The following is a 9,239-nucleotide window of genomic DNA, read 5'->3' on the forward strand; positions in this document are numbered from 1 at the left end:
ATGGATTTAGCCGCACTCCGTATCCAGCAGCAACAGTTAGCCGCGTCGGTAGAGCGCGCGGATCGACTGGATCGTGACCCACCGACGTTGATCGGCGGCGCGGATGTCGGGTTTGAGCAGGAAGGGGAGGTCACCCGGGCTGCGATGGTGCTGCTGACCTGGCCTGAACTGGAGCTGGTGGAGTATCAGGTGGCGCGCGTCGCCACTTCCATGCCCTATATTCCCGGCTTTCTCTCGTTTCGCGAAACCCCTGCGCTGCTGGCGGCGTGGGAGCAGCTTTCGCAAAAACCGGACCTGTTGTTTGTTGACGGCCACGGTATCTCCCATCCCCGGCGGCTCGGCGTCGCCAGCCATTTTGGCCTGATGATCGACGTGCCGACCATCGGGGTGGCGAAAAAACGGCTGTGCGGCAAAATCGGCGACCTGGGTGATGAGCCCGGTGCGCTGGCCCCGCTGATGGATAAAAATGAGCAACTGGCCTGGGTCTGGCGCAGCAAAGTGCGCTGCAACCCGCTGTTTATTAGCACCGGCCACCGGGTAGGCATGGACAGCGCTTTAATGTGGGTCGAACGCTGCATGCGAGGCTATCGTCTGCCCGAACCGACGCGCTGGGCCGATGCGGTGGCTTCCCGCCGTCCGTCGTTTGTGCGTTGGCAAGCAAATCACAGCTGATTCAGGTACACTGCGCCTAATTTCTGACTTCGAGAATTCATCATGTTACAAAACCCGATTCACCTGCGCCTGGAGAAGCTGGAAAGCTGGCAGCATGTCACTTTTATGGCCTGCCTGTGCGAGCGTATGTACCCCAACTACGCGATGTTCTGCAAGCAAACCGAGTTTGGCGACGGCCAGCTGTACCGTCGTATCCTGGATCTGATCTGGGAAACGCTGACGGTCAAAGATGCGAAGGTGAATTTCGATAGTCAGCTGGAGAAACTGGAAGAGGCGATCCCGGCGGCAGATGATTTCGACCTGTACGGTGTTTATCCGGCCATAGACGCCTGCGTGGCGTTGAGCGAACTGATCCATTCGCGTCTGAGCGGCGAAACGCTCGAGCACGCGATCGAGGTGAGCAAAACCTCCATCACCACCGTGGCGATGCTGGAAATGACCCATGAAGGTCGCGAAATGACCGACGAAGAGCTGAAAGCGAACCCGGCGGTAGAGCAGGAATGGGACATTCAATGGGAAATTTTCCGCCTGCTGGCCGACTGCGAAGAGCGTGACCTTGAGCTGATAAAAGGCCTGCGCGCGGACCTGCGTGAGGCCGGCGAGAGCAATATTGGTATAAATTTTCAGCAGTGAGACCAGAAAACGTGATTTACCGCCTGAATTGTAGCGTCTGAAGGCTTCCATTCCGCCCCCCGTCTGGTCTACATTTGGAGGGCGAAAAAAAGTGGCTATCGGTGCGTGTATGCAGGAGGGTGCTTTTTTGGCATTTCCGTCGCACTCGATGCTTAGCAAGCGATAAACACATTGTAAGGATAACTTATGAACAAGACTCAACTGATTGATGTAATTGCGGACAAAGCTGACCTGTCCAAAGCACAGGCTAAAGCTGCCCTGGAATCTACCCTGGCTGCAATTACTGAGTCTCTGAAAGAAGGTGATGCTGTTCAACTGGTTGGTTTCGGTACCTTCAAAGTGAACCACCGCGCTGAGCGTACTGGCCGCAACCCGCAGACCGGTAAAGAGATCAAAATCGCTGCAGCTAACGTGCCGGCATTTGTTTCTGGCAAAGCACTGAAAGACGCAGTTAAGTAAGACCGCGTGGCAGTGAACAGTTTTATCGAAGGGGCTATTAAGCCCCTTTTGTCTGTCTGGCGCCGGCCTCTGGCGCTGGCGGGCATCCTGTTGCTGACTGCCTGCAGCCATAACGCGTCGCTACCACCATTTACCGCCAGCGGTTATGCGGACAACCAGGGGGCGATGCGTATCTGGCGTAAAGATTCTGGCGATGAAGTCCATCTTCTCGCCGCCTTCAGCCCGTGGCGTCACGGGGACACCTCGACCAGCGAATATCGCTGGCAGGGCGATCAGCTGACGCTGATTGAACTCAATGTCTACGGCAAGCCGCCGGAACATATTCGTGCCCGCTTCGACGCGCAGGGCGATCTTAGCTTTATGCAGCGGGAAGTTGACGGGCAGAAGCAGCAACTCTCCAGCGACCAGGTCGCGCTGTACCGTTATCGCGCCGAGCAGATCCGCCAGACCAGCGACGCCCTCCGCCAGGGACGGGTCGTCCTGCGTCAGGGACGCTGGAACGCCGCCGCGCATACCGTGCTGACCTGTGAAGGGCAGACGGTCACGCCCGACCTCGATAGTCGGGCTCTGGCGCACATTGAACGTCGGCAGAGCCACGCTTCCGCCGCGGTGAGCATTGCCTGGCTGGAGGCGCCGGAAGGCTCTCAACTGCTGCTGGTGGCCAATGAAAACTTCTGCACCTGGCAGCCGACGGAAAAAAGCTTCTAACCTTTACCAGTGATTCATGCCCATATGACCGCCGCCGCTACCGCGACAGCCGCCATATCCCATTCCTGCGCCGCGGGGAACACCAGCCTCAGCCAGGGCGAGATCAAATTTCACTCGCTGCTGATCCAGCTTCTGGCGTAAGCCTTCCATCTCCTGAGCGACGGCTTCAATCTTGCCGCTATCCGGCTTTTGCGCCGTGAGCAATGCATTGTACTCATAGCGTTTGGACTGCAACTGCTGGCGCAGGGCGCTGGTTTGCGCATAGTAATCGTTATGCAGCTTTTGCGCGGTAGCCTGCTGCTCCTGGGTCAGCTGGCTGTAGCCCTGGTTGCCGATCCCGTTATTGTTGCCCCAGTGGTGGTTGGCCCAGGCCGTGTTGCTGCCGAAGGTCAGCGCGGCAAAGGTAACGAGGGCAAGAGGTAAGGTACGGTTCCGTTTCATGGCATTTTCTCCTGTGTGGTTTCTCTCGGTATTGCATCTTTCATGCCAGCCTGAAAAAGCCCGTCCGTGCAGGCCTGCCGAGGCCGTTAAAGAGAAGAGCGAGTAAAAATGACCCGTTCCGCCCGGGACCGGCGAGTCATTTTTACTCGCTAAAGCGCAGGCGATATGTTTGAGAGCAGGTTTGGCCGCGCGGAAACATGGCATGATTTCTGCTGAAAGATCCTGCTGATAGCGAAAAGGAGATGACAAGGACTCGCCGATGAAGATCAAACCTTTTTCCCGGGACGCTGCCGCTGGCGCGCTGAGCTGGCTGCTGACCGGTACGGTAGTGCTGCTGGTGGTGCTGTTCTCCGCGATGATCGTCCGCGACTACGGTCGTGAGACGACCGCCGCCCGACAAACTATCGAGGAGAAGGGGAGCGTACTGATCCGCGCGCTGGAGTCCGGCACGCGCGTTGGCATGGGAATGCGGATGCACCACGCGCAGCTGCAGGCCCTGCTGGAAGAGATGGCCTGGCAGCCGGGCGTCCTGTGGTTCGCGGTGACTGATGACAATGGCGTCATCATCGCCCACAGCGATCCGCAGCAGGTGGGTCAAACGCTCTACAGCCCCGCGCAGATGCGTGCGCTGGCGGTTGGCGAACAGGCTCGCTGGCGGCGGCTTAGCGAGCCGCAGCCGGCCATGGAGATCTATCGCCAGTTTCGCCCGCTCAATCCGGCCCGCGGCCACCATATGGGCATGATGAATCGCGGCAACAGCGCCCTGGCTCAAGCCAGCGTCCCGCAGGTGATTTTTATCGCCTTTGATAGCCGCGAGCTGGATGCCGCGCAGGCCCGCGGGCAGCGGAATATGGCCATCATGCTGGGCGCTGCCGCGTTGGTGACAGCGGCAACGATCCTTGCCCAGTTCTGGTTCCGCCGCTATCGCCGCTCACGGAAACAACTGCTGGAGGCGATGGCCCGCAAAGAGAAACTGCTGGCGCTTGGCCATCTGGCGGCAGGCGTGGCGCACGAGATCCGCAATCCGCTCTCGTCGATTAAAGGGCTGGCAAAATATTTTGCCGAGCGCACGCCGCCGGGCGGTGAGTCGCATCAGTTAGCGCAGGTGATGGCCAAAGAGGCCGACCGCCTCAATCGGGTGGTCAGTGAGCTGCTGGAGCTGGTCCGGCCCGCGCATTTAAATTACCAGCCGGTGGATATTAACGCGCTTATCCACCACTCATTGCAGTTGGTTAGCCAGGATGCGCAGAGTCGCGGGATCGCGCTGCAATTTACTCCGCGCCCGGAGCTCTCCACAATCAACGCCGATGCCGACCGCCTGAACCAGGTGCTGTTGAACCTGTACCTGAACGCGATGCAGGCGATTGGCCGCGACGGCGTCATTCACGTATCGGCAAGTGAAGCCGATCGGCGACGTATCAAAATAGTCGTTAAGGATAGCGGTAAGGGGATGAGCGATGAAGAACTACAGGCCATCTTCACTCCTTATTTCACCACCAAGGCGGACGGCACCGGGCTGGGGCTGGCGGTGGTGCAGAATATTATCGAACAACATGGCGGGACGATCCGCGCCGAAAGTCAGCCGGGGGCTGGAGCGATATTTACGCTTTGGCTACCGCTGGATGCTCAACGGAGGGAAGATGAGCAGCGATAAGGTACAGATTCTGGTTGTCGATGATGACATCAGCCACTGCACGATCTTGCAGGCGCTGCTGCGCGGCTGGGGCTATCAGGTGGCATTAGCCCACAACGGCCGGCAGGCGCTGGAGCAGATCCATCATCAGGTTTTCGACCTGGTACTGTGCGATATTCGCATGGCGGAGCTGGACGGTATCGCAACGTTAAAAGAGATAAAAGCCTATAACCCGGCGATCCCGGTGCTGATCATGACGGCGTTCTCCAGCGTCGATACGGCGGTGGAGGCCATTAAGTCCGGGGCGCTGGATTATCTGATTAAACCGCTGGATTTTGACACGTTACAGCAGACGTTAGTCCAGGCGCTGGCACACACCCGTCATAGCGAGGGCGACCCCAGCGTTGCGACGGATTCACGGTGGGGCATGATTGGCGACAGCCCGGCGATGCAGGCGCTTCTTAACGAAATTATGCTGGTAGCCCCTTCGGACGCGACGGTGCTGATCCATGGGGAGTCGGGAACCGGTAAGGAACTGGTGGCGCGCGCCATCCACGCCTGCAGCGGGCGCGGTGATAAGCCGCTGGTGACGCTCAACTGTGCGGCGCTGAATGAGTCGCTGCTGGAGTCGGAACTCTTCGGCCATGAAAAAGGGGCGTTTACCGGCGCGGATCGGCGACGTGAGGGGCGCTTTGTCGAAGCGGATGGCGGCACGCTGTTCCTCGATGAAATTGGCGATATCTCGCCATTGATGCAGGTCCGGCTACTGCGGGCGATTCAGGAGCGGGAGGTGCAGCGTGTCGGCAGCAACCAGACGCTTGCCGTTGATGTGCGGCTGATCGCCGCCACCCACCGCAACCTCGCCGAAGAGGTCAGCGCCGGGCGTTTTCGCCAGGATCTCTATTACCGCCTGAACGTCGTGACTATTGAGATGCCGCCGCTGCGCCGGCGCCGGGAAGATATTCCGCAGCTGGCGCAGCACTTTCTCAAACGCTATGCCGAACGCAATCGTAAGGCGGTAAAGGGGTTCACGCCACAGGCGATGGACCTGCTGATCCACTACTCCTGGCCGGGCAATATTCGCGAGCTGGAAAACGCGGTGGAGCGGGCGGTGGTGCTGCTGACCGGGGACTATATCTCCGGGCGGGAACTGCCGCTGGCGATCGCCGGTACGCCGCTGCCGTCAGGCGGGAGCGAGGAGGGGCTGATTCAGCCGCTAGTGGAAGTCGAAAAAGAGGTGATTCTGGCGGCGCTGGAAAAAACGGGCGGCAACAAAACCGAAGCCGCCCGTCAGTTAGGCATTACGCGGAAAACGCTGTTGGCGAAACTTAGCCGTTAGCCTTTTCACGCTCAATGGCACGCCAGCCGATATCGCTACGGCTAAAGCTACCATCCCAGCGAATATCGGTCAGCAGCTGATAGGCGCGCTGCTGCGCCTGCGCTACGGTATCGCCCAGGGCGGTGACGCACAGTACGCGACCGCCGTTGGTGACCACGCGCTGGTCGTCAGACAGTTTGGTGCCGGCGTGGAAGACCTTACCGTCTGCCGCTTCCTGCTGCGGCAGACCATGGATCTCATCGCCCGTGTTGTAGTTGCCCGGATAGCCGCCGGCGGCAACCACCACGCCCAGCGACGCGCGGTCATCCCACTCGGAGGTTTTCTCATCCAGCTTGCCCGCGCAGGCGGCGAGGCACAGCTCTACCAGGTCGGATTTCATGCGCAGCATGATCGGCTGGGTTTCCGGATCGCCAAAGCGGCAGTTGAACTCAATCACCTTCGGGTTGCCCTGCTTGTCGATCATCAGACCGGCATACAGGAAACCGGTATAGGTGTTGCCTTCCGCGGCCATGCCCTTCACGGTTGGCCAGATAATCCGCTCCATGGTGCGCTGATGGACTTCATCAGTCACGACCGGCGCCGGAGAATAAGCGCCCATCCCACCGGTATTCGGGCCGGTATCGCCGTTGCCGACGCGCTTGTGATCCTGGCTGGTGGCCATCGGCAGGACGTGCTCGCCGTCGACCATCACAATAAAGCTGGCCTCTTCGCCATCGAGGAACTCTTCAATGACGATGCGGTGTCCGGCGTCGCCGAAAGCGTTACCGGCCAGCATGTCTTTGACCGCCGCTTCGGCTTCCTCGAGGGTCATCGCCACGATAACGCCTTTACCCGCCGCCAGACCGTCGGCTTTGATGACGATCGGCGCGCCTTTCTCGCGCAGATAAGCCAGCGCTGGCTCAACATCGGTGAAGTTCTGATATTCCGCCGTCGGGATATGATGACGAGCAAGGAAATCTTTGGTGAAGGCCTTCGAACCTTCCAGCTGCGCAGCGCCTTCGGTTGGCCCGAAGATGGCCAGCCCGGCGGCACGAAACGCGTCAACCACGCCAATGACCAACGGCGCTTCCGGGCCAACGATGGTCAGGTCGATATTTTCATCCTGGGCGAAGCGAAGCAGCGCCGGAATATCGGTAACGCCGATGGCGACGTTTTGCAGCGACGGCTCCAGCGCGGTACCGGCGTTGCCCGGCGCGACGTAGACGGTATCAACCAGCGGCGATTGGGCCGCTTTCCAGGCCAGGGCGTGTTCGCGCCCGCCGTTGCCGATTACTAATACTTTCATCTGCTGCTCCATGAATTAATGGCGGAAGTGGCGCATGTCGGTGAAAATCATGGCGATGCCGTGTTCGTCAGCGGCGGCAATCACTTCGTCGTCGCGGATAGAGCCGCCCGGCTGAATAACGCAGGTGATGCCGACCGCTGCCGCGGCGTCAATCCCGTCGCGGAATGGGAAGAAGGCGTCAGAGGCCATGGCGGAGCCTTTCACTTCCAGACCTTCGTCACCGGCTTTAATCCCGGCAATTTTCGCCGAGTAGACGCGGCTCATCTGGCCGGCGCCTATGCCGATGGTCATATTGTCTTTGGCATACACGATGGCGTTGGATTTGACGAATTTCGCCACTTTCCAGCAGAACAGCGCATCGCGCAGCTCTTGCTCGCTCGGCTGACGTTTGCTGACCACGCGCAGTTCACCCGCGGTGACCATACCGAGATCGCGGTCCTGAACCAGCAGACCACCGTTAACGCGTTTGAAATCGAGACCGGCAACGCGCGCATCCCACTGACCGCAGGTCAGTACACGGACGTTCTGCTTCGCGGCAGTGATTTTCAGCGCTTCTTCGCTGGCGGACGGGGCGATGATCACCTCGACAAACTGGCGAGAGATGATCGCCTGCGCGGTGTCGGCATCCAGTTCGCGGTTGAAGGCGATGATGCCGCCGAACGCGGAGGTCGGGTCGGTTTTGTATGCGCGATCGTAGGCGTCGAGGATCGAGTCGCTAACGGCAACGCCGCATGGGTTAGCGTGCTTAACGATCACGCAGGCCGGTTCGTTGAACTCTTTCACGCACTCCAGTGCCGCATCGGTATCGGCAATGTTGTTATAGGAGAGCGCTTTGCCCTGCAGCTGGGTAGCGGTTGCCACGGAAGCTTCTTTGACATTCTCTTCTATATAGAAGGCAGCCTGCTGGTGGCTGTTTTCGCCGTAGCGCATATCCTGCTTCTTAATGAAGTTCAGATTCAGGGTGCGTGGGAAGCGGCCAGCGGCTTCTTTGCTTTCGCCGTGATAGGCCGGAACCATGCTGCCGAAGTAGTTGGCAATCATGCTGTCGTACGCGGCGGTGTGTTCGAAGGCTTTAATGGCGAGGTCGAAGCGGGTGTCCAGCGTCAGGGAGCCTTCGTTGGCATCCATCTCATTAATGATGGCGGTGTAGTCGCTGCTCTTCACCACGATGGCGACGTCTTTGTGGTTCTTCGCCGCGGAGCGGACCATGGTCGGGCCGCCGATATCGATGTTTTCCACCGCGTCTTCCAGCGAGCATCCTTCGCGAGCGACGGTCTGGGCAAACGGATAGAGGTTAACGACCACCATATCGATAGGCGCGATCCCGTGCTGCTGCATGATGCCGTCATCCTGACCGCGACGGCCGAGGATGCCGCCGTGTACTTTCGGATGCAGGGTTTTCACGCGTCCATCCATCATTTCCGGGAAACCGGTGTAGTCAGAGACTTCGGTTACCGGCAGGCCTTTATCTGCCAGCAGGCGAGCAGTGCCGCCAGTGGACAGCAGCTCGACACCACGAGCGGAAAGCGCCTGCGCGAATTCGACGATACCGGCCTTGTCAGAAACACTGAGCAGAGCGCGGCGGACTGGACGACGTTGTTGCATGGTATTAAATCCCCAGGATTTGAACATTACAGAGAGCGTTAGGTGAGTTTTTGCCTAAAAACTCACCTAACGCACCCAACCGGGCATCCGTGTCATAGCGCGGCATTGTAACGAAAACGTTTGCGCAACGCTCGCGAATTTTTATCTTTCTCTTTAGGCCGATGGTTCTTCTTCTATATAGCTGCCGATCCGCGGCGCTTTCGGTCCTGGTTTGACGCTCTCCTGTGGATAATTCTGTGTGTAAAGGGGTATAAAGCGGGGTTTTGCTGGGGAATGCAGCAGTCAGTCATTTTTCTGCCATTTTTCTATTGCGGGCGCTCGAGAACTCCCTATAATGCGCCTCCATCGACACGGCGGATGTGAATCACTTCACACAAACAGCCAGTTCGGTTGAAGAGAAAAATCCTGAAAAACGGGTTGACTCTGAAAGAGGAAAGCGTAATATACGCCACCTCGCGACAGAG

General features: G+C 58.9%; 9 protein-coding genes. 6 read left to right on the top strand and 3 right to left on the bottom strand.

Going from position 1 to position 9,239, the window contains the following annotated elements; all coding sequences use genetic code 11:
• From nfi to KHQ24_RS23920, 4 genes are all read left to right on the top strand, one after another.
• On the top strand, positions 1-672 hold the full coding sequence (gene nfi / locus KHQ24_RS23905; protein WP_048322647.1) for a deoxyribonuclease V: 672 nt from the start codon (positions 1-3) through the stop codon (positions 670-672).
• 42 nt (positions 673-714) lie between these two features.
• Complete coding sequence (locus KHQ24_RS23910) at positions 715-1,305, top strand: YjaG family protein (RefSeq protein ID WP_023319465.1); 591 nt, start codon at positions 715-717, stop codon at positions 1,303-1,305.
• A 186-nt stretch (positions 1,306-1,491) separates the two neighbouring features.
• Positions 1,492-1,764 (top strand): nucleoid-associated protein HU-alpha, encoded by a 273-nt coding sequence (hupA, locus tag KHQ24_RS23915; RefSeq protein ID WP_002884342.1) that lies wholly within the window; start codon positions 1,492-1,494, stop codon positions 1,762-1,764.
• Between the two features lie 12 nt (positions 1,765-1,776).
• Positions 1,777-2,472, top strand: a complete 696-nt coding sequence (locus KHQ24_RS23920) for a DUF1481 domain-containing protein (protein WP_023319466.1) — start codon at positions 1,777-1,779, stop codon at positions 2,470-2,472.
• A gap of 3 nt (positions 2,473-2,475) precedes the next feature.
• Here the strand turns inward: KHQ24_RS23920 and zraP are convergent, their stop codons facing one another.
• Positions 2,476-2,913, bottom strand: coding sequence for a zinc resistance sensor/chaperone ZraP (zraP, locus tag KHQ24_RS23925; protein ID WP_023319467.1), 438 nt, complete (start codon positions 2,911-2,913; stop codon positions 2,476-2,478).
• Between the two features lie 259 nt (positions 2,914-3,172).
• Between zraP and zraS the strand changes: the two genes are divergently transcribed.
• Positions 3,173-4,567 carry a two-component system sensor histidine kinase ZraS gene (gene zraS / locus KHQ24_RS23930; RefSeq protein ID WP_200983532.1) on the top strand — a complete coding sequence of 465 codons (1,395 nt, stop codon included), beginning with the start codon at positions 3,173-3,175 and terminating at the stop codon, positions 4,565-4,567.
• Positions 4,554-5,885 carry a sigma-54-dependent response regulator transcription factor ZraR gene (gene zraR, locus KHQ24_RS23935; protein ID WP_023319469.1) on the top strand — a complete coding sequence of 444 codons (1,332 nt, stop codon included), beginning with the start codon at positions 4,554-4,556 and terminating at the stop codon, positions 5,883-5,885. The genes zraS and zraR overlap by 14 nt, the downstream gene beginning before the upstream one ends.
• Here zraR and purD read toward each other — a convergent pair.
• Positions 5,875-7,170 carry a phosphoribosylamine--glycine ligase gene (gene purD / locus KHQ24_RS23940; RefSeq protein ID WP_004206736.1) on the bottom strand — a complete coding sequence of 432 codons (1,296 nt, stop codon included), beginning with the start codon at positions 7,168-7,170 and terminating at the stop codon, positions 5,875-5,877. The two genes, zraR and purD, sit on opposite strands and share 11 nt — an antisense overlap.
• Positions 7,171-7,185: 15 nt before the next feature.
• Entirely contained in the window at positions 7,186-8,775 is a 1,590-nt protein-coding gene (gene purH / locus KHQ24_RS23945; protein WP_004206735.1) for a bifunctional phosphoribosylaminoimidazolecarboxamide formyltransferase/IMP cyclohydrolase, read from the bottom strand.
• Between the last annotated feature and the right edge of the window lie 464 nt (positions 8,776-9,239).

This window comes from Klebsiella sp. 54 (assembly GCF_018223875.1).
GTDB lineage: Bacteria > Pseudomonadota > Gammaproteobacteria > Enterobacterales > Enterobacteriaceae > Klebsiella > Klebsiella quasipneumoniae.

What these genes read in the sequence shown, in the direction of transcription:
- nfi (WP_048322647.1), top strand. Translation starts at nt 1, where the DNA reads ATGGATTTAGCCGCACTCCGTATCCAGCAGCAACAGTTAGCCGCGTCG.
- KHQ24_RS23910 (WP_023319465.1), top strand. Translation starts at nt 715, where the DNA reads ATGTTACAAAACCCGATTCACCTGCGCCTGGAGAAGCTGGAAAGCTGG.
- hupA (WP_002884342.1), top strand. Translation starts at nt 1,492, where the DNA reads ATGAACAAGACTCAACTGATTGATGTAATTGCGGACAAAGCTGACCTG.
- zraP (WP_023319467.1), bottom strand. Translation starts at nt 2,913, where the DNA reads ATGAAACGGAACCGTACCTTACCTCTTGCCCTCGTTACCTTTGCCGCG.
- zraS (WP_200983532.1), top strand. Translation starts at nt 3,173, where the DNA reads ATGAAGATCAAACCTTTTTCCCGGGACGCTGCCGCTGGCGCGCTGAGC.
- zraR (WP_023319469.1), top strand. Translation starts at nt 4,554, where the DNA reads ATGAGCAGCGATAAGGTACAGATTCTGGTTGTCGATGATGACATCAGC.
- purD (WP_004206736.1), bottom strand. Translation starts at nt 7,170, where the DNA reads ATGAAAGTATTAGTAATCGGCAACGGCGGGCGCGAACACGCCCTGGCC.
- purH (WP_004206735.1), bottom strand. Translation starts at nt 8,775, where the DNA reads ATGCAACAACGTCGTCCAGTCCGCCGCGCTCTGCTCAGTGTTTCTGAC.